The organism is 'Nostoc azollae' 0708 (genome assembly GCF_000196515.1).
In the GTDB taxonomy this organism is placed as follows: Bacteria; Cyanobacteriota; Cyanobacteriia; order Cyanobacteriales; family Nostocaceae; genus Trichormus_B; species Trichormus_B azollae.
Map to the genome: position 1 here is coordinate 1,169,381 of NC_014248.1, position 19,937 is coordinate 1,189,317.

Sequence of the window (19,937 nt, forward strand, 5' to 3'; positions counted from 1 at the left end):
CTAAAATCAATCTTTAGTTATCAAAATACCTTTCTAAGATAGAAGCAGCGACTAAAAATCGCCATTGGCAAAACTGACCCAACAGCAAAATGCTAGGGAGTAAAAAAATGGCTCAAATATCAGAACCGTTAGATTTGTCTATCAACTACGCTACAGATAAAGCCCTAGATCGTGATTGTACAACCTTATCGCGTCACGTACTCCAGCAACTGCAAAGTTTTTCCGGAGAGGCACAGGATTTGAGTGCGCTGATGAATCGCATCGCTTTGGCTGGTAAACTAGTGGCGCGTCGCATGAGCAATGCGGGGTTAATGGAAGGGGTGCTGGGATTTACTGGAGAAGTTAACGTCCAGGGAGAATCCGTTAAAAAGTTGGATGTCTACGCCAATGATGTATTTATCTCGGTTTTTAAGCAAAGCGGCTTAGTTTGTCGCCTAGCTTCCGAGGAAATGGAAAATCCCTATTACATTCGAGAGAACTGCCCCATTGGTCGTTATACCTTGTTGTATGACCCCATAGACGGCTCATCTAACACTGATACTAATCTCAGCTTGGGTTCGATTTTCTCCATCCGTCAACAGGAAGGAAACGATAGTGATGGTAAGGCTACTGACCTCCTAACTAATGGACATAAGCAAATTGCTGCTGGGTATATACTGTATGGGCCTAGTACAATGCTGATCTATACTATAGGTAAGGGCGTTCATTCCTTTACTTTAGATCCCAGTTTAGGAGAGTTTATTCTCACAGAAGAAAATATCAAGATTCCTGACCACGGTTCAGTTTACAGCGTCAATGAGGGGAATTTCTGGCAGTGGGATGAATCCATTAGGGAATACATTCGCTATGTTCATAGTACTGAAGGTTATACCGCTCGTTACAGTGGCGCCATGGTGAGTGATATTCATAGAATTTTAGTTCAAGGTGGTGTATTTCTCTATCCAGGCACGCTGCAAAAACCAGAGGGTAAATTGCGTCTGCTCTATGAATCTGCACCTTTAGCATTTGTGATTGAACAAGCGGGTGGTCGTGCTACTACAGGATTAGTAGATATTTTGGATGTAGTTCCGAAAAAGCTACACCAAAGAACACCTCTAATTATTGGTAGTAAACAAGATGTAGCTAAGGTTGAGTCTTTTATTCAGAACGGTCATGAGCCGAAGTTTAAAAAAGCGTCTAACTGATGTCAGTAATGAAGCTAAACATTGGCAATTTGGGATTGGAATGTAGGACTAGCAATGTTTAGCCGTGAAGTTCCAAATGATCTCAGTTGGTTGATGTCAAATGCAAAAACCACCATCAACTGAGGAATTTTTTCAACTTCATCAAAAACACTGTTAATAGGAGTTAAAAAATAGCTATGGCAACCAATCATTTATTAGAGATAAAACAATACGGTCAAAGTATCTGGATGGATAATTTGAGCCGTGAGATTATTGAATCAGGGGAACTCGAAAACTTGGTAAAAAATCAAGGAATCTCTGGTATTACCTCCAATCCTGCCATCTTTGAAAAAGCAATTACTGGTAATGCCATTTATGATGCTGATATTGAAGCCGGAATTCGTGAGGTTTTACCAACATACAAAATCTATGAATCACTAATTTTCGCAGATATCCGCAATGCTTGTGATATTTTGCGCCCTGTTTATGAAGCCACGAATGGTCTTGATGGTTATGTGAGTATAGAAGTTCCACCAACTATAGCTCATGATACCCAAGCAACAATAGCTGAAGCTCGTCGCTATTTCCAAGAGATTGGGCGAGAAAATGTGATGATTAAAATTCCTGGGACTGAGGCGGGTTTACCGGCAATAGAACAAGCAATATTCGAAGGAATTAACATCAACGTGACGCTGTTATTTGCTGTCCAAAGTTACATTAATACAGCTTGGGCGTATATTCGTGGGTTGGAAAAGAGAGTGACTCAAGGTAGGGATATCAGCAAAATTGCTTCTGTAGCCAGCTTTTTTCTCAGCCGGATTGATAGCAATATCGACGGTAAGATAGATGCTAAATTGCAGCGAGGCGTTGATGACATTAATCATGAAGCGGTGCTGCGAGGGGTAAGAGGGAAAGTTGCGATCGCCAACGCCAAGATAGCTTACCAAGAATACAAAAAAATCACCAGCACCGATGCCTGGCAAGCCCTATCAACAAAAGGTGCAAAAGTCCAGCGGTTACTGTGGGCCAGCACCAGCACCAAAGACCCCAGTTACAGTGATGTCATGTACGTCGATCAACTAATTGGCAAAGACACAGTGAACACCTTACCACCAGCTACTATAAAGGCTTGTGCTGATCATTGTAATGTAAGCGATTACCTGGAGACAGGCACTTTAGAAGCTTACACCCTCATAGAAAGCTTGAAAGAACCGGACATCAACATTGATATTAATACGGTAATGGACGAACTACTCGCCGAAGGTATTGATAAGTTTGTCCAGCCCTTCCAGTCACTCATGAACTCTTTAGAAGGCAAAGTCAAGCTATTGTCACCAGTATAGGGACTGGGGATTGGGGACTGCGGACTGGGGACTGGGGACTGGGAAATAGGAAAACACTCTTACCTACCCTATACCCCACAACTTACACCCTATAACCCTTCCCTAAATCTAAAATCCAAAATCCAAAATCCAAAATTCTATGGTCAGTCTGCTAGAAAACCCCTTGCGCGTTGGCCTACAACAACAAGGGATGCCCGAACCCCAAATTATAGTTATTTTTGGCGCTTCCGGAGATTTAACCTGGCGCAAACTCGTTCCCGCACTCTTCAAATTACGGAGAGAAAGACGCATTCCTCCAGAAACTACCATTGTGGGCGTAGCTAGACGAGAATGGAGTCATGACTACTTCCGTGAACAAATGCAGAAAGGCATGGAAGAAGCTCATAGTAATGTCGAGCTAGGAGAACTCTGGCAAGACTTTTCTCAAGGTCTGTTCTACTGTCCTGGGAACATAGATGACCCCGAAAGCTACCAGAAACTGAAAAACTTATTAGCTAAATTAGACGAAAAACGGGGAACACGGGGAAACCGGATGTTCTACCTCTCCGTCGCGCCGAACTTCTTCCCCGAAGCCATCAAACAGCTAGGGGCAGGGGGGATGCTAGATGACCCATACAAACATCGGTTAGTAATCGAAAAACCCTTTGGACGGGATTTATCCTCAGCCCAAAACCTCAACCAAGTAGTGCAGAAATATTGCAAAGAAAACCAAGTTTATCGGATTGACCACTACTTAGGTAAAGAAACCGTACAAAACTTGTTAGTTTTCCGCTTTGCCAATGCCATTTTTGAACCTTTATGGAATCGGCAATTTGTTGATCATGTCCAAATTACCGTTGCAGAAACAGTAGGAGTTGAAGACCGAGCTGGTTATTATGAAAGTGCCGGCGCACTGCGGGATATGTTGCAAAACCACCTGATGCAACTTTACTGCTTAACAGCAATGGAAGCACCCAACGCCATGGATGCTGACAGTATCCGCACAGAAAAAGTCAAAGTATTACAGGCAACTCGTTTAGCTGACGTCAATAATCTCTCACGTTCCGCAGTTCGGGGGCAATATAGCGCCGGTTGGATGAAAGGACAACAAGTTGCTGGCTATCGGGAAGAACCAGGAGTTAACCCCAACTCCACCATACCAACCTTTGTGGGGATGAAATTCATGGTTGATAACTGGCGTTGGCAAGGAGTCCCCTTCTACCTGCGGACAGGAAAGCGGATGCCCAAAAAAGTCAGTGAAATCGCTATTCACTTCCGGGAAGTCCCTTCCAGAATGTTTCCCTCTGCTGCCCAACAAAAAAATGCTAACGTCTTGGCACTGCGGATACAACCCAATGAAGGAATTTCTCTGCGGTTTGATGTAAAAATGCCCGGTGGTGATTTCCGCACTCGTTCTGTTGATATGGATTTTACCTATGGTTCTTTTGGCATCGAAGCCACATCCGATGCTTATGATCGCCTCTTTCTAGATTGTATGATGGGCGACCAAACATTATTCACACGCGCAGACGAAGTAGAAGCCGCTTGGCAGGTAGTCACACCAGCCCTTTCTGTTTGGGATGGACCCGCAGATCCCACTACCATTCCTGAGTATGAAGCAGGTACATGGGAACCTGCAGAAGCAGAACTATTAATTAACCAAGACGGGCGCCGTTGGCGCAGACTCTAACTATTTGGCCATTGGGCATTGGTAATTGGTAAGAATTTATTACCAATTACCAATTACCAATTACCGATTACCTGTTTTCAATTCAAAATCCAGAATTAACTTATGGTTTCCCAAGCGCCTACGATTTATTCACTCCAAGCCCCCAAGGATGTTTCGCTCACAGAAATAGAAGCGGAACTTAATCAGATTTGGCAAAGTTATGGCTTAATCGGCGAAGATGGGGCGCTACCTGCTGCTACCCGGGCCACAACATTTACTTTGGTGGTTTACGAACCAGAAGAAACCCAGTATTTGTTAACTGCAACCGGATTTTACCACGGTCCAATTGATGGGATTTTAGGGCCACAAACTCAATCAGCTTTGCGGGAAGTACAGAAAAAACATCATCTCCCAGAAACTGGTAGTGCTACACCAGAAACTCTCACCGCTTTACGGGAAGAATATTTCAAAAAGCAACATAGTGGACCAAAAGGTGATAGTCACGGCTCTGCTATGGGCTATACTTTCAGTGCTACAAGTCCAACTATTGCTGATGAAATTGCCTTGCGTAATCCTTGCCGGATTATTGCCTTGTGTCCTATTGCTGGAGAAGATGAAGGGGTAAAAGCGCAAGTTTCAGCTTATTGTCCCATTCAAAAACAGTCTTCCACAACTCTTATATGTTGTGAATATATTACTCTAACTGGCACTACAGCCGCGTTGGAACGTATTGGGGGAATGATACCCGCTTTGTTAATAGGTGGTTTGCCTAAATTTCTCTGGTGGAAGGCAACTCCAGATGCTCATAATCCTTTGTTCAAAAGGTTAGCGGCAGTCTGCAATAACGTGATTGTAGATGGGAGCAACTTTAATACTCCAGAAGATGATTTATTAACCTTGCAAGATTTGGTAGATACAGGAGTACCTTTAGCTGATTTAAATTGGCGGCGTTTGTCTGCATGGCAAGAGTTGACAGCAGAAGCATATGATCCACCAAATCGTCGTGCTAGTCTCAAAGAAATTGACCGAGTCACAATTGATTATGAAAAAGGTAATCCTTCCCAAGCATTGCTGTTTCTGGGTTGGTTAGCAAGTCGCCTGCAATGGCAACCTGTTTACTATGCTAAGGAAACTGGTGATTATGATCTCACTACTATTCGCTTTCTGGGTCAAGACCAAAGACAAATAGAAGCAGAATTAGCAGGTGTGCCAATTGCTGATATTGGTGAAATTGTTGGTGATTTAATTGCTTTGCGTTTGAGTTCTACCAATCCTCAAGCAAATTGTGGGACTGTGATTTGCTCGGAAACTGGTGGTTGTATGCGGATGGAAACTCACGGTGGCGCTCAGTCTGCTGGCTTGTTTCAGCAAGTAAGTTCTCTATCGGAACAAAAGGCTGAGGCATTGTTGAGTCAACAGGTACAACGGTGGGGACGTGAGGCACTATTTGAGGAAAGTTTAGCTGTAATTGGCAAAACTTTGAAGTTGGGAAATTGATATTTTACCCTAGGTAAATGTACAAATCCCCGACTTGTCAAAAAGATCGGGGATTCTTTTATTTAGGGCTTATGGAAGTGTCACACTCAATGTTTCTTGTAGGGTGCGTTAGATGTCGAAAATTTGTTTCTGAGAACTCCACAAAAAGAAATACCCAGTGTCATTCTATTAGCGAAGCGTGGCGTAAGCCATACAGAATGGAGTGTAGTGAAGAATCTTCCGAGATGCTTCGTTCCGCTTTGCTACACATGGCTATAGCTTGCGTGAAGACGCAAGATTTTCGCGCCATAGTGCGATCAGACGCACTGTCCGGAAGGGACACAGCATGACAAGACAGGAGCATTTATTTTGTGGCTTACTTTATAGTAACCAATTTATAATAGGTCTAATTCACCCTAAGAATAGACCTGGTGCGTAAATTCCATAAAGAACAATGTTTTGAAGGGGTTGCTTCAGAAGTTTGGAAATTTAAAGTTAGTGGTTATCAAGTTATTATATTCATACAGCAGATTGCAGATCACTGAGGTACAGAATCTAAATTGAAACCTAGACAGCAAGAGAGTTTTACTCCTGAGTCCTAACTCGTGATTCCTGACTCCTGCTGTAATTACGCTAAAGTTACAAAAGAAGTGCATCTAGGAGTAAAACATGAAAGCAGTTTTGATGACAGTAGCAGGAAACCCACAAGTTTTGCAATTACAAGAAGTCCCCAAACCCACACCGGGAAATACAGAGATTTTAGTTCGTTTAGTGGCCGCTGGAATTAACCCCATTGATACCAAATTGCGGAAACGTGGGACATTTTACCCCGAACAAATGCCGGCTATTTTAGGATGCGATGGTGCAGGTATTGTGGAAGCTGTTGGTGGTGAAGTTACAAAATTTGGCCCTGGAGATGAAGTATATTTTTGCTATGGTGGTTTAGGCGCACATCAAGGTAATTATGCCGAATATACAACCGTTGATGAAAAATTTGTCGCCTCTAAACCTAAATCTATTTCTTTCGCTGAAGCCGCAGCAGCACCCCTAGTTTTAATAACTGCTTGGGAAGCATTATATGAACGGGGAAAACTGGAACCAGGAGAAAAAGTCTTAGTTCATGCTGGTGCTGGTGGTGTTGGTCATGTCGCCATCCAATTAGTTAAACTTAAAGGTGCAGATGTAGCCACTACGATTAGCACTCAAGAAAAAGCAAATTTCGTTACTAAATTGGGTGCTGATAAAGTAATTTTTTACAAACAAACTGATTTTATTCAAGCTACTTTAGACTGGACAGATGAAGAAGGTGTCGATTTAGCTTTTGATACTATTGGTGGAGAAACTTTCGATCAAACTTTTTCCGCAGTACGCATTTATGGTGATATTGTCACTATTCTTGAACCGGATGTGAATACTGTCTGGAAAGTCGCTAGAACTAAAAATCTTCGCATTTGCTTAGAATTAATGTTGACACCAATGCTATTAGGAAATACTGAAGGTCTACAGCATCATGGTGAGATTCTTCAACAATGCGCTACTTGGATAGATGAAGGTAAATTAAAAATCCAAGTTAGTCATACATTTCCCTTAGAAGAAGCAGCAAATGCTCATCAATTGCTGGAAGATGGTGGTATAATTGGTAAAATAGTGTTACTGATTAGTGATAACCAGAAAACTGCATAATTGGTTTTTTGAACGCGGAGGTATACAGAGTTTCAACGCAGAAGTTCGCAGAGTTTCTTTATGTTACTCTGTGCTTTATCTGGTGTTACTCTGTGTTTTACTATTTTTTCCTCTCCCTGCTTTTGCAGCAAAACCTGAACGCACTCCTTTAACTCTGGAATTGTTACAAGAACGGCTGAAATCACCTATTTTCCAGGAAGTTAATTTAACTATTGATTTGCGAGAAATGGTGATTGATTTGCGTCCTGAAAATAGCATTTTTTGGGATAATTTTTACTAATTCCTGGGAAAGGAATTACAGAAAACTGGTGCAAAACCTTACCTTTGGATTTAGATTTGAGTTATTCTTTGATTCAGGGTGATTTTATCGGTAGTGATTTGGGTTTAAGGACTCCTCTCCACGCGCAAGCTATAACACGAATTTATACGACTATGGAACAAGAACAACTATAAAGTCTAAGTTTGGTATGTTTACAATCACTATCAAAAGGATATTATTTCTCGAGAAACTCAGTTTAATAAATCTGTGAATTTTTATGATACGAGTATTATCGATCAAGCTGATTTTAGCGATGCGTTGTTTGTTAAGGTAGCATTTTAAAATCTATCTGGTTTAGATTTTAATTCTAACCAAGCAAGAGTTTTAAGAGATCATGAGGAAATTGGTAATAAATTTTTTGTTCCGAAATTGCAAGGCAATAAAAATATTTTACGGAATCTGTAAATTTCTATCAACAGCAACAAGTTGGGGATGTGAATCAGTTAGAATATATAAAATAGCGATTAACATTAATAGAATTAAGTTAATTTTTGGTGGCTACAAATATTAATCATGCTGCTGGTTATAGATTTTCAGTATTTCTGGGGCTTCTAACTCTCTAGTATCTAAAATATTAGTTGCTAAAATAAATCTCCCAGAAGAGTTTTGATCATTTGTAATTAACTCCTGATTTTCGATCAATTCACCTCTGACGTGATAGACTATGAGTCTGTCAATACCTTACGCATTTATAGCTATGGCTTGCGTGACGACCTAGGAGTCTTACACCAAGCTGCAACTCAGCCGTTAGCAATTTGTGTAATGATGCCTGTATTAATTACCAAGATGATTAAGTATTATTATTTAAGGCTTATAGGTAGTTTTAGTAGCGGTATATATGGTACAAACTAAAGTGCGGAATGTCGGTTTTAATCACCCAGCTCTTTCAAAGCGAACAAATAAACTACTAAATCAAGGGCTGAAATCCACTCCCTGTCTAAAGTACCAAATTAGGGCTTGAGGCTATCGATGTTATGAAGGGCGATCGCAACATCAAAAAATAAAGTCAAAAATTATGTCTTGAATTGACCATTTTGTTGAAGACAACGTCCTCATGATGATAGGACAAGAATGAAGAGAGAACCGAAAAAATAGTGCAAATGACCGCGTTTAAAGGGCTGGTTTTAATCACCCTGATATAAAATTAGGAATTGGAACTTAAATTGATTGGCGACAGATTCAAATCGGATTTCTATATGTATGTGACAAAAAGCAATAGCAGCAGATATGATAACGATAATTACTATATCTACTGCTTTTTTAGTGATGGAATTTTATTATTTGTGTTCAAGAGTTCCCTGCTCAAGCCCCACTAAACCTTCGCTTCCAAAGACTTGAGTAACTCAGTGTTGACACCAGATTCACGAGTGAGGGAAATTTTGCCAGTACGGGCGATTTCCCTCAGACCAAATTTTTGTAGAACTTGGACAATCGCTACCATCTTACCTGGATCTCCAACAACTTCCAATGTCAGAGAATCTTCAGCCACATCCACAACTCGCGCCCGGAAAATCTGGGATATTTCGATCACTTCTGAACGATTGCTACTAGTAGCATTTACTTTCAAAAGCATCAATTCCCTCTCTACACAAGGAGTTTCCGTAATATCCTGTACCTTGAGGACATTAACTAACTTGTATAATTGCTTAGTGAGTTGTTCAATCACGCGATCGTCTCCAGGTACAACCATCGTAATTCGGGAAACACCTCCCTGTTCAGCAGGGCCAACAGCAAGGCTTTCAATATTAAAGCCACGACGAGCAAATAAACTGGAGATGCGGGAGAGAACCCCCGCTTCATCTTCTACGAGTACAGAAAGAGTATGTTTCATCTTCGCCAACAGAGGCTAGGGGAGCAGGAGGTTAACGCAGACCTGAACTCATGGCTGCGCTAGACTTACTACCACACTGAATTTTTGGTCTAAATCTCTATTTTAATACACTTGTTGCATCATATCAGAATCAGAATTTAAGGGTAAACAGGATGGATGAAGATGAAAATTTTATATCGACTCAAATAAGTTTAACGCACGGTAGCATCTTACAAACTTCGATTTGATATTTTGATATCTCTGGCATAGCTGACGTAGCTATGCCCCCTCAAATCTATGATGTTATCTATGGGGCTAGTAGAATCTACTACTTATCGGGTCGCCTGTTGTCCAGCAGCGTTGATTGTTCTGACATGGTATCTGAAGACTAAGATTTTAGTTTGCTATTACTTGTTTCCTCTTGATTGTTGTGAGTGTTCATTATCAAGACGAACTCAGAGAAAAATTTCTGAATTTTTTTAGAGATGCTTTTTTGTGACTTGACACACCCAGGAAACAAGCCGCAACAATATGAACCATATTGGGCAATGAATTCATAGACGTAACTAATTAGGTGATCGCTGTTCGTGTAGTATCTCACAGACAAGGCGGGCATTTCGCGATCGCACATCATTCCCAAACTCTACTAACTGCGATCGCGCTTCGGTCTAACAGGCTTTGATTCAAAATAGCTGAGGCGATCTCTAAAGAACTCGTTGCAAATCGGTCTGGCTGGTGGTAAAAATTTATTTTTCGTCCTACCGTTGTAATTGGTTTAGGTGGTACGGTTTATGGGGTTATCCTGAAGCTGAAAAAGCGATTCATAGATGTTTACGGCTCAGTACCAGAAATTATCCGCTTTCTTTCTATTGATACGACTGAAAACATCCAAAGTCAAGAAAAATCACCAGATGTAACACAGTCATTTTAGAACCAAATGAACTTTATCCTATCTCTGTTCCCAATCCAGGAAAACTCCTACTAGGGAATAATCACATTAATAAATGGTGGCCAAGAGAAATTCCCGCCCACAGTATTATTAACGGTGCTGGATAGATTCGGGCAAGAGGCAGGCTAGCATTATTCGCTAAAGTAGGTGATATTAATAGTTTGATTGGACAAGCCATCAATGCTATTTGTGAAATTCGCACTAAGAAACAAGCATTTTCAGATAACTTTCAAGTTTCTAATCCTGATGGTGTAGAAATTTCCATTGTTGGAAGTTTAGCGGGAGGAACTGGCAGCGGTACATTTTTAGATGTAGCGTTTTCAGCGCAGCGATACCTGAATACTTTTGCTAAAATTACAGGAGTATTTATTCTACCGAGAGTATTTGCCAATCTGTCCCCAACTACCATGGTGAAATCAAATGCCTATGGTGCTCTTAAAGAAATAAAATACTTATGGGCATTGACACCTAGCAATACAATGGAAATTGATTATGGTGGATTTAAAGTTAAAGCTGAGCGTCCCCTATTCGATACTGTATTTGTGATTGATGCTATTAATAAATAGGGTACTGTAGTTGGTTGTGTTGATGATTTGTTAAACATCTTTGCAGATGGTTTATATGTTCAAATTTGTTCGCAAATCGGTTTATATACTGCTAACGTTGCTGATAATATATGTGCTGATTTGGCAACAGCAGGAAAAGTGTAAACGTATTCACATTAACCTAGACAGGATCTATAAAGATATAGAACAAAATGTAAGGATTCAGCTCTAAGGTAGAGGGATTAAAGAAGGTGTGTGGAAAGCAGAGTGAACCATGGCTTTCATAGGTTGGTCAAAAAACTCAATTAGAGAAAGTGCTTGACGGCGACAAGTTTGTATAACCGTCAATAAATCGGCAGGATGTTGGAATAGCTCTAGAGAAAGAGAACCACCACAGACCTTTCGTTGTGTCACTCCTAAACCTAACCTTAGTTCAGCTAAATTATGATCAAGGTCTATTGCCTAAGGAAGGTAAAACTTTACCAGGTTCCCCTAGGGCTTGATCAATAAATGAATGGAAGATTCAACTTTTGGTTGAAACTAGGATGGCCAAGTCAAGAATTCATGAAGGTTTTGGGTTTGTTGGAATAAAGGGTAGTTTTTAAAACCTTCATCTATGAGGTCGATGAATTTTGTGCCAATTTCTTGGTGATTGAAGCCAGGAATCTTGATTAGTGTCTTGAAGTGACGGGGTAGGGTAGATATGCCTGACATTTCTGTTGAGCTGTGACCGCATAATCGTTCTAGGCAGTAAAGTCATCAGAACTGAGTACACCAGAGTAACTTGAACCCACAATGGATTCTAATTCGCCAGGACAAGGAGTATCAGGACCCATGAAATAAAGGGAAGTCACTATTGGCAAAAATCCATAACCATTGTTTCACCCCTTTGACTACCCAGGGTGTTTCATGCCCAAGGATATGAACTGTTTGAGGCTATGAATACTTTGAGCCACTGGACCATCTATTCCTTCATTGGTACCTGCTAGTGTTCCCACTCCAATTTCTATTTGACCGAGTTCCCACAACAAGAAATATTCTTTTTCATAGGGTCAATGGCCCTAGTTATTGCTCCATGCCAAAAAAGCTTGTCCTGTGATTCCTATATCTTGTCCCAGTACTATTTCTGGTGACCAGTGTGCCCTTCGTGTTTCCCCACACACACTCCAAATCCACTTCCATTGGCCTGTCCACTAACTCCCCTACTTGTTGTGTTTGGATTTTTATTGGTTTGCCAAACAATTGCCCCTGACCTCACCATCCACACACTTGCCGTCCCACCATCTCAAATTTATTCTATCTACTCCAACCAAACCCCTTTCTCCTTTTTCCCCTATAGCCTGGTTGTCCTCCTGGTTTCCGTTTTGGTGTCTGGTTTTCTTCTGGTTTATCTTCTTGTTTGTTCTCGGTTTCTTTGAGGATGTCTCCCAAGGGTGGTTTGGATAATGTTATGGTCTCTAAATCTCTACTGACTTTGAGTTTCTCTATTTCTTTTTCCAGTTCTACTACTCTATTTGTTAGGTTCTCTATACTTTTCCCCTGGTCAATAATGATTTCTACCAGTTGCTCTGTTGCCAACTGCCTCAATATCTTGCTGTCTAGTTTTGGTGGCAGCTTCTTTTCCATAACTGCTATATTCTACCTCACCTATCACACTTGTCAATACCCCACCACCTGAATCCTTACTCGGAAATTATAGTGAAGTGAGCCATCAAGGTAATACTGATAATCCTTTTATTCATACTATCTAATGTGTCAATTTGCAATCAAAAAGACCAAAAATTAGTGGAGCATAGCTTATCCATTGGTATCGAAAACAGTCTCCAAATTTAACAAGTTGGTCGAATTAATAAATGCCGAGATATCAAAGCTGATATCTTGGCATTTATTGAGGAAATTTATAGCCCTCTCACTAGCATGAGAGTAGAGCAGGTATTAGCAACTGAATTTACTTTTCAGGAAATATATGACCAACTTAAAGAAGATATAGAAAAAATAGATCCCGATGTAATTTCTGATAAACTAGAAAATTCCACAACTTCAACACCAGATTTAAATACTGATGAACCTAAGCCTTTAGATAAGTTACTCTCAAAGTACAATCCTTTAAATTAGCCATGCCTTTTACTGATGCTAAATATAAAGACTAGGGATAATAGTTCTTAAACAAATCTTCCGCTTCAATATCCCCATCATTAACAAAAGTGTATGTAACCCCAGTGGTGTCAAAATAACGCAATGCCCACCTATGTTTATTTTCACTGTCATAAGTGAAGTATGCAGTTGTGGAAGTTCCCGTACTAACATTACCAAACTTCAACTGTAAACTATTATCACCAACAGACAAAATAATTGGTGGTAATTGCGTAGCTGATTGTGTTTGAGAACCTAGCGGAAATAGTGAACCTATATCAAAAGGAAATTGAGAACCTATATTGATCGAATTGATAGGAAAGAAAGAATCTAGAGGTGGAAAGTTAGAGGGTATAGAAGGCATTGGATTTGAAGGCTGACTAGGTTCTTGAGAGTTTGTCCCATTTTGAGCTGTACTTGTGATCATGTCGCGCACTTGGCTTTCTGACAGGTTGGGGTTAGCACTAAGCATCAGCGCCACTACCCCAGCTACATGGGGAGCAGCCATAGAAGTGCCAGTGTAATTACCATATTTATTACCTGGCAGTGTGGAGTAAATATTCTCACCTGGAGCAGTGACATATTTGATTTCTTGAGAACCAGAACGGTTAGAAAAATCAGTCAGTTGATTATTTTGATTTACTGCCCCAACAGCAATTCCTGAATCATTGGCATAACGAGCCGGATAGGATGGTGTAGAGTCGCCATCGTTACCTGCGGACATAACAACAATTACCCCGTTACTGCCAGCATATTCAATAGCTATTTTGAGAGTGTTGTTAGAAACATTACCTCCTAAGCTAAGGTTAATCACATTTGCGCCATTATCTACGGCATAACGGATACCATTAGCGATATTTGCATAAGAACCTGAACCACTTTTATCTAAAACTTTTACTGCCATAATTTTGCAATTATAGGCAATACCAGTCACACCATCACTGTTATTTTCTCCGGCAATAGTTCCAGAAACATGAGTTCCATGACCATTGTCATCGAAAACATTATTGGTATTACTATCAAAGTTCCAACCTTGAAAGTCATCAATATAAGCATTGCCATCATCATCTATACCATTACCAGCAATTTCTTTATTATTTGTCCAGATATTATCATTCAAATCATTATGGTTGTAGTCAATTCCAGTATCTAAAACGGCAACAATAATGGACTGGCCTGTATATCCATGTTCCCACGCTGTGGGAGCATTTATTAAATCAGCACCCCAACTATTTCTACCCAGTTTAGGAGCATCTGTATAAGGACTATCTTCAGCGGCTTTACTGACTGCTGATCCTGCATTGACTAAGCCATAGCCATTGTTGGAGTTATAGCTACTAGTGGTGACAACAAACTCACTAGTTTCCTGTGATGGTAAACTACTACGATTACCCCAACTTACACTACTGTCAGCCTGAGTTTGAAATGTATCAATTGTGGAAATACCAGCAATATTGAGTTCTTTCTGAGCAGAGAAGTTGTTAGTAGTATCAAATTTCATCAGATTTTTATCCTTAAACATAGTATGGTTTTGTAACAGCCTAAATTGAATAAAGCTTGGTTGAAAAAAAGTTTGAAACTCCTTTGAAATTGCCAGCTATTCACCTTGGCTTAATAATTACTATGAATTGACAAATATAGAAAGCTATTTTGATTACGAATTTACTAATTAGAAAACAAGCAATCATGACAATTGATAAGTCATGATTTAATAACTTACTTGGGAGTTTAATGTGAACATTTAATAAGAATAAATATAGTCGGAATAATTTCAAATACGAGGGTTAATGTAGTCAAAATTATAAAAATTTAATAAAAACGTAGAATGCACCCAAGGTAGCAAGAAGGGATGTTTTAGAGATTGAATTAGATATTTAAACAGATTGTAGCCAACTGGCTGGCGCTTCGATATAATCGATATAATCAGGCAGACGAGTAGTCCAATCGCCTAACGCCATAACTATCTGCTCAGATTCCAGGTTTTTCGCCCCAGTTAAAATCGCTCCAGTCAGTTTAACATCACAAAGATGAGCGCCTGATAAGTTAGCCCCCATCAAATTAGCCCAGGACAGATCAGCTTCATCAAGCGTTGCTAGAGAAAGATTTGCTCCCATCAAATTAGCATTATGTAGATCTGCTTCTGTCAAACTAGCCTCACTGAGATTAGCAAAATAGATATCCGTTTGCTGTAATTTTGCAGCGTTTAAATTTGCACCTTGCAGATTGGCACCATTGAGATTTGCACCTTCCAGATTCGCAGCAGTCAAGCCGGCTGAACTTAAATTAGTTTTACCCAATTTCGCCCCTTGCAAGTTAGCTAAAAATAACTTAGCACCAGACAAATTAGCAGCTTTGAGAGTTGCTTGTTGCAAATTGGCTTTATACAAGTTAGCAGCTTGTAAATTAGCTGAACGCAAACTTGCACCACACAAATTAGCTGAACGTAGGTTTACTCCATATAAATTAGCGAGATTCAGATTTGCCCGATTCAAATTAACTCCCCGTAAACTCGCTTTAAATAAGTTGGCTTCATAAAGAATCGAACCAATAAGTTTTGCACCATCCAAGTCTGCTTCACTTAAATCAACTTCCCGCAAGTCTGCACCACACAAATCAGATCCGCGCAAATCCACTCTTTGTAGTTTACCTCCTGCTAAGTCTACTCGTCTGATGTCAGTATTGCGTAAATCCAGTTTTTGATTTTCTCGGTCTTGTTGAAAATTGCGTCTACCGATGACAGTCAAAGCAGCTTGAATATCAGTACGAAGTTTAAAAGATTCCCATGAGAGAGAATAATCTACTGATTGTTGACGACGCACTCTGTCACGATTTTTCCCGAAATCAATCGCCATGATATCTTCTGGTTTTTGTGGCTTTCGCTCCGGTTGTACAGGTGCATTTTCACGAACAAAAGCAGTGAGAATTTCCATAATTGTCCAGTGTTCTTGAGGGAAATCCTGGGCAATTCTTTCCAAGGCATAAATAGCACCTATGCGCGTTTCTACCTTTTCATGTCCTAACTGAGCAATAGAGCCAATAAATCGTTCTGCAATGAGTTTGTCTTGGGTGAGTTTAGTATTTTCAATGCCAATTGCCAGAGTTTTCTCCGCCGTAATAGCATTTCTTTCCATGACTTGATTCCGCTTGGCTGCGTAATAAGCATTAAGTGCAACAGCTAAACCCAGAAAGACTATAGCAGTGGTGGTTAATGCTTGGTTTTTGTTAGCTATTCGCTGCTGAAGTGATAACTTCTCAATATTAGTAGATGCGAAGACAATCAGTATTAAGGACAGAGCAACAATAAGGATGATGGTGAGCAACCAATGTAATGTTGCATCTGTCTTTTTAGCAGACATACCAGAAAGATGCTTCACAATAATGAGTTATTACTGAGATGATTAAAAAAAATAGTATAGCATTTAGCTTCAAATTTAGATATCTAAACTTTTCTCACGAAAAAGGGGAAAAATTTTTCCCTTTTCCCCTTCCCTTTAGTATTCTTGGTATATTTTGTTTCTTAAAACTTGTCAAAATGGCAGTAAACCACTCGCTACGAATCAAAGTAACTGTTTTTATTACCCTACAACCTTATTTCTTAAAAGTTCAACTTAGCTTCCCTTAAATTCGCTCCATCAAGCATGGTATCATTCAAAATAGCATCGTGTAAACTAGCTAAATATAGATTAGCTCGATGTAAATTAGCACCAGAAAGATTTGCACCAGAGAGATTTGCTGCACTGAGTATTGCACCAGAGAGATTGACAAAATTGAGATTTGCACCAGAGAGATTTGATGCACTGAGTATTGCACACTCTAGGTTTGCACCAGAAAGATTTACCTTTGATAAATTCGCTTGATAAAGGTTACTTTTTTCTAGGTTGGCATTTTGTAAGTTTATTCCCCTTAAGTCTGTATAACTTAAGTCAATCTGCTCATTTTCTGGATCTTTGTTTGTATCTCTTCTCACTATTACGGTCATGGCTGCTTGAATTACTGCTCGCATGTTTGCCGAGGAATCACCTGTTACTTCCTGTGAGCATAGATTGGTGGTTGTATTTCGCACAAACTTAGTCAGCATATCTATAATTGTCCAGTGGTATTCTGGATTAACTTCAACAAGATGCTCCAAAGCCTTAATTGCTGATAGACTGGTTTCTATTGGATAATTTTCCAGTCTTTTGATAACCTCCATTAAGTAAGATTGATACAAATTATTATGTAGATTATGTTTGATTCTCTCCTGAATTTCCAGCATGCAAAGAATGATTTTTATCATTGGAGTATCATTAATAATAATGATGTTCCTTAACATTTTCATTGTAGGGACTCAGTAATTTATAACTAGTTATTAGTCATTTATGCTAGTGTTTAAGTTTCAGTACCTGGATGAATTAATTACATTAATTTCGTATTGATAAACAACCCAAATGTGTAAGTTGATTTTTATCTGACTTTACAAAGTATCCAAGGCATGACATGAAAGAAACAAACAGTAAAGAAGGTAAAGAACGTAAAGAACGCAAAGAACCCGAAGGAACGAGAGATTCAAAGAGTTTTTTAATTAGTCCCGTAGTTTTTAATTTGATTGGGATGTTGCCAGCAAGAATAATGATTGTGACAAATAAAAAACTACAAAGCTGATGCAGGAAGTCCTTTATAATCCGAAATTATGTAATGCTCAAAAAACTAGTGCTGATTGGTGGTGGTCATAGTCATGCCCTTGTATTGAGACTTTTTGGTAATAAACCTTTATCTGGAGTCAGATTGGCTTTAATTACACCAGATATATATACGCCATATTCAGGAATGTTACCCGGACATATTGCAGGATTTTATAGTTATTCACAGTGCGATATAGATTTGCAAAGTTTAAGCAATTTTGCTCATGCTCAGTTATGTCTTGATCATGTAATTGGACTGGATTTAAAAAATCGTAAAGTGCTTTGTGCTAACCAACCTACGGTAGATTTTGATATATTGTCTATTAATATTAGCAGTACACCTACAAAGTTGTCTGTACCAGGTGCAGTAGAATATACAATTGCTGCAAAACCTGTCGCGCAATTTTTAGAACATTGGTATCAATTACAGGAAAATGCAGTTAGGAATCCTCAAAAAGCTCTAAATATTGCCATTGTTGGTGGTGGTGATGTGGAATTGGCATTATCAATACTTGCCGGTGTGAGAAAATTGGAAATTTATTTATTTCAAAGTAGTAAAGAATTAATGCCAAGTCATCACCAATCAGTGCGACGAATTATGCGGGATATTTTAAGTAATCAAGATGTTAAATTGCATTTAGGTGAAAGGGTGTGTGAGGTTGTAAAGCTAATAAATAAGGGGCTGACAATTAAATGTGAATCTGGCTTAATGGTAACTTGTGATCAAGTGTTTTGGGTGACACACGCTTCAGCAGGAAGTTGGTTGAAGGCTGCGGGAATTGGTACTGATGACCAAGGTTTTATTTTAGTAAATGATAATTTGCAATCTGTGACGCATCCTCATATTTTTGCCGCAGGTGATATTGCCAAGATGATTAATTATCAATTACCGAAAGCTGGTGTATTTGCGGTGCATAAAGGCAACCCGCTGTATGAGAATTTACGAAGCATGATTTTAGGAGAATCTCTGAAACCATACAAACCCCAAACAGCTTATTTCAGCTTAATTGTTACAGGAGACGGACGTGTATTAGCTAATAGAGCCATTTTGCCCTTACCATCTCATCAGTTATGGTGGTGCTGGAAAGACTGTATTGATCGGAATTTTATGGCACAATCTCCCCATCAATAAAATCCACAGATCCCTGTAGTCTGAAAAAGTCGTTGGGTGGCTTTGTCTAGTTTTTTACTACTGGTATGACAATATAACCTGTGGTTAAATAGCCTAAAACTAGGTTGCTTTGTATCTCCCAAAACTATCAATAGGCACCTACGTAAGCGCAAATTAAGCTATCTAATTTATCTTCTGTTTCTTTAAGTGCTGCACATGTAGTGGGAATTTCTAAAGGGAAAGAATCAATAAGACTTAGAGGAGGTAAAAGAGAAGGAAGAATCTCAAGAATATAATTTTGGAGTTTGATTAATTCTAAACGGTGATCGCTTATTCTTCCTTTTTTATATTTGAGGATGCGTTCTAATCCAAATAAGTTGACAATGGCTGGCTGGGTGGGGAAAAACTTCGACTTGATCTATTCATTCCTGGTTTTTGGGGTTCGACGGTGGCTGCATGAACAAAAATACCTAAAACCCCAAAGCCCTCTTATCCCAATACTTCCCACCACTTCCGAACTAGTCCCGCCATTAGACAATCTATCTGTCATCCTACACAGAAAACTCCATCTGCGCTACTGGTCAGTTACTAGAAGCTTGTCCTGGTTGTACCGGTCCTGGTTTTGGACATCGGTATTTGAGAAAAGAAACTTTCAAGAGCGAGCGCAATGGGTACAGCTTTAGAAAAGGCGGGAACTTCGGGGGATGCTTTAGACTTGTATATTTTTGGTAATGTACTCAGAGCCGGACATGGACACTCATTACCCCGTCAAGCAGCTTTCAAAATTGGGATGCCTGACACCATAAACGGTTATGCGGTGGATATGGTCTGTTCGTCGGGAATGATGAGCGCCATCATGTACGATCGCCGTTCTGGTTCAGTAGTTTGTATTTCCTCAATTTCCGGTGAACAAGGCAAGCTCGGTCAAACTAATTATGCAGCATCCAAAGCAGCGGTAATAGGCTTAACTAAATCCTTAGCCAGAGAAGCAGCCATGTATGGAGTGCGGGTAAATGCAGTAGCACCAGGAGGACTCATTGAAACCGAATAAATCTGGAGGCATATTTATGAGTATCTATAGAAATCATATTTGATT

General features: G+C 39.7%; 17 protein-coding genes and 2 pseudogenes. 12 read left to right on the top strand and 7 right to left on the bottom strand.

Annotated elements, in window-relative coordinates:
* Positions 1-107: 107 nt before the first annotated feature.
* The 7 genes and pseudogenes from fbp (at position 108) to AAZO_RS33340 (ending at position 8,484) form a co-directional block, all read left to right on the top strand.
* Positions 108-1,184, top strand: a complete 1,077-nt coding sequence (gene fbp, locus AAZO_RS05280) for a class 1 fructose-bisphosphatase (RefSeq protein ID WP_013190459.1) — start codon at positions 108-110, stop codon at positions 1,182-1,184.
* Positions 1,185-1,360: 176 nt separating this feature from the next.
* Positions 1,361-2,506 carry a transaldolase gene (gene tal / locus AAZO_RS05285; protein WP_013190460.1) on the top strand — a complete coding sequence of 382 codons (1,146 nt, stop codon included), beginning with the start codon at positions 1,361-1,363 and terminating at the stop codon, positions 2,504-2,506.
* 139 nt (positions 2,507-2,645) lie between these two features.
* On the top strand, positions 2,646-4,175 hold the full coding sequence (gene zwf, locus AAZO_RS05290; protein ID WP_013190461.1) for a glucose-6-phosphate dehydrogenase: 1,530 nt from the start codon (positions 2,646-2,648) through the stop codon (positions 4,173-4,175).
* 102 nt (positions 4,176-4,277) lie between these two features.
* Positions 4,278-5,651: a glucose-6-phosphate dehydrogenase assembly protein OpcA gene (gene opcA, locus AAZO_RS05295; RefSeq protein ID WP_013190462.1), complete on the top strand. Its 1,374-nt coding sequence runs from the start codon at positions 4,278-4,280 to the stop codon at positions 5,649-5,651.
* A 648-nt stretch (positions 5,652-6,299) separates the two neighbouring features.
* Positions 6,300-7,313 (top strand): zinc-dependent alcohol dehydrogenase family protein, encoded by a 1,014-nt coding sequence (locus tag AAZO_RS05300; RefSeq protein WP_013190463.1) that lies wholly within the window; start codon positions 6,300-6,302, stop codon positions 7,311-7,313.
* 82 nt (positions 7,314-7,395) lie between these two features.
* A pseudogene (locus AAZO_RS36950) lies at positions 7,396-8,090 on the top strand (pentapeptide repeat-containing protein); the annotation flags it as partial.
* A 196-nt stretch (positions 8,091-8,286) separates the two neighbouring features.
* Complete coding sequence (locus AAZO_RS33340; RefSeq protein ID WP_013190465.1) at positions 8,287-8,484, top strand: hypothetical protein; 198 nt, start codon at positions 8,287-8,289, stop codon at positions 8,482-8,484.
* A gap of 460 nt (positions 8,485-8,944) precedes the next feature.
* Here AAZO_RS33340 and ilvN read toward each other — a convergent pair whose 3' ends face one another.
* The gene (gene ilvN / locus AAZO_RS05310; RefSeq protein WP_013190466.1) at positions 8,945-9,463 is read right to left on the bottom strand and encodes an acetolactate synthase small subunit; all 519 of its coding nucleotides are present in this window, start codon (positions 9,461-9,463) and stop codon (positions 8,945-8,947) included.
* 1,089 nt (positions 9,464-10,552) lie between these two features.
* Here ilvN and AAZO_RS36955 point away from each other — a divergent pair.
* Positions 10,553-10,957, top strand: coding sequence for a tubulin-like doman-containing protein (locus AAZO_RS36955; protein WP_041639507.1), 405 nt, complete (start codon positions 10,553-10,555; stop codon positions 10,955-10,957).
* A gap of 872 nt (positions 10,958-11,829) precedes the next feature.
* Here the strand turns inward: AAZO_RS36955 and AAZO_RS34930 are convergent.
* Both AAZO_RS34930 and AAZO_RS25895 read right to left on the bottom strand, forming a co-directional pair.
* Entirely contained in the window at positions 11,830-11,967 is a 138-nt protein-coding gene (locus AAZO_RS34930) for a hypothetical protein (RefSeq protein ID WP_187289604.1), read from the bottom strand.
* Between the two features lie 265 nt (positions 11,968-12,232).
* Entirely contained in the window at positions 12,233-12,562 is a 330-nt protein-coding gene (locus tag AAZO_RS25895) for a hypothetical protein (RefSeq protein WP_081462702.1), read from the bottom strand.
* Positions 12,563-12,814: 252 nt separating this feature from the next.
* Between AAZO_RS25895 and AAZO_RS05325 the strand changes: the two genes are divergently transcribed.
* Positions 12,815-13,051: a hypothetical protein gene (locus tag AAZO_RS05325; protein ID WP_041639509.1), complete on the top strand. Its 237-nt coding sequence runs from the start codon at positions 12,815-12,817 to the stop codon at positions 13,049-13,051.
* A 31-nt stretch (positions 13,052-13,082) separates the two neighbouring features.
* On the opposite strand, the gene AAZO_RS05330 is transcribed toward AAZO_RS05325, so the two are convergent.
* From AAZO_RS05330 to AAZO_RS05345, 3 genes are all read right to left on the bottom strand, one after another.
* Positions 13,083-14,570: a S8 family peptidase gene (locus tag AAZO_RS05330; protein ID WP_013190467.1), complete on the bottom strand. Its 1,488-nt coding sequence runs from the start codon at positions 14,568-14,570 to the stop codon at positions 13,083-13,085.
* Between the two features lie 373 nt (positions 14,571-14,943).
* Positions 14,944-16,425 (bottom strand): pentapeptide repeat-containing protein, encoded by a 1,482-nt coding sequence (locus AAZO_RS05335; RefSeq protein WP_013190468.1) that lies wholly within the window; start codon positions 16,423-16,425, stop codon positions 14,944-14,946.
* Positions 16,426-16,664: 239 nt separating this feature from the next.
* Complete coding sequence (locus AAZO_RS05345) at positions 16,665-17,261, bottom strand: pentapeptide repeat-containing protein (RefSeq protein ID WP_228371512.1); 597 nt, start codon at positions 17,259-17,261, stop codon at positions 16,665-16,667.
* 284 nt (positions 17,262-17,545) lie between these two features.
* On the opposite strand from AAZO_RS05345, the gene AAZO_RS34935 reads away from it, so the two are divergent.
* Positions 17,546-17,710, top strand: coding sequence for a hypothetical protein (locus tag AAZO_RS34935; RefSeq protein WP_013190470.1), 165 nt, complete (start codon positions 17,546-17,548; stop codon positions 17,708-17,710).
* Positions 17,711-17,743: 33 nt separating this feature from the next.
* Positions 17,744-18,862: an FAD-dependent oxidoreductase gene (locus AAZO_RS05350; RefSeq protein WP_013190471.1), complete on the top strand. Its 1,119-nt coding sequence runs from the start codon at positions 17,744-17,746 to the stop codon at positions 18,860-18,862.
* Positions 18,863-18,908: 46 nt separating this feature from the next.
* On the opposite strand, the pseudogene AAZO_RS28875 reads toward AAZO_RS05350, so the two are convergent.
* Positions 18,909-19,306 (bottom strand): annotated as a pseudogene (locus AAZO_RS28875) (DUF429 domain-containing protein); the annotation flags it as partial.
* A gap of 202 nt (positions 19,307-19,508) precedes the next feature.
* On the opposite strand from AAZO_RS28875, the gene AAZO_RS05355 reads away from it, so the two are divergent.
* Positions 19,509-19,892 (top strand): SDR family NAD(P)-dependent oxidoreductase, encoded by a 384-nt coding sequence (locus AAZO_RS05355; protein WP_013190472.1) that lies wholly within the window; start codon positions 19,509-19,511, stop codon positions 19,890-19,892.
* Positions 19,893-19,937: the final 45 nt, after the last annotated feature.

Coding starts and splice junctions, on each gene's coding strand:
- fbp (WP_013190459.1), top strand. CDS start 108: ATGGCTCAAATATCAGAACCGTTAGATTTGTCTATCAACTACGCTACA.
- tal (WP_013190460.1), top strand. CDS start 1,361: ATGGCAACCAATCATTTATTAGAGATAAAACAATACGGTCAAAGTATC.
- zwf (WP_013190461.1), top strand. CDS start 2,646: ATGGTCAGTCTGCTAGAAAACCCCTTGCGCGTTGGCCTACAACAACAA.
- opcA (WP_013190462.1), top strand. CDS start 4,278: ATGGTTTCCCAAGCGCCTACGATTTATTCACTCCAAGCCCCCAAGGAT.
- AAZO_RS05300 (WP_013190463.1), top strand. CDS start 6,300: ATGAAAGCAGTTTTGATGACAGTAGCAGGAAACCCACAAGTTTTGCAA.
- ilvN (WP_013190466.1), bottom strand. CDS start 9,463: ATGAAACATACTCTTTCTGTACTCGTAGAAGATGAAGCGGGGGTTCTC.
- AAZO_RS25895 (WP_081462702.1), bottom strand. CDS start 12,562: ATGGAAAAGAAGCTGCCACCAAAACTAGACAGCAAGATATTGAGGCAG.
- AAZO_RS05330 (WP_013190467.1), bottom strand. CDS start 14,570: ATGAAATTTGATACTACTAACAACTTCTCTGCTCAGAAAGAACTCAAT.
- AAZO_RS05335 (WP_013190468.1), bottom strand. CDS start 16,425: ATGTCTGCTAAAAAGACAGATGCAACATTACATTGGTTGCTCACCATC.
- AAZO_RS05345 (WP_228371512.1), bottom strand. CDS start 17,261: ATGGAGGTTATCAAAAGACTGGAAAATTATCCAATAGAAACCAGTCTA.
- AAZO_RS34935 (WP_013190470.1), top strand. CDS start 17,546: ATGAAAGAAACAAACAGTAAAGAAGGTAAAGAACGTAAAGAACGCAAA.
- AAZO_RS05350 (WP_013190471.1), top strand. CDS start 17,744: ATGCTCAAAAAACTAGTGCTGATTGGTGGTGGTCATAGTCATGCCCTT.
- AAZO_RS05355 (WP_013190472.1), top strand. CDS start 19,509: ATGGGTACAGCTTTAGAAAAGGCGGGAACTTCGGGGGATGCTTTAGAC.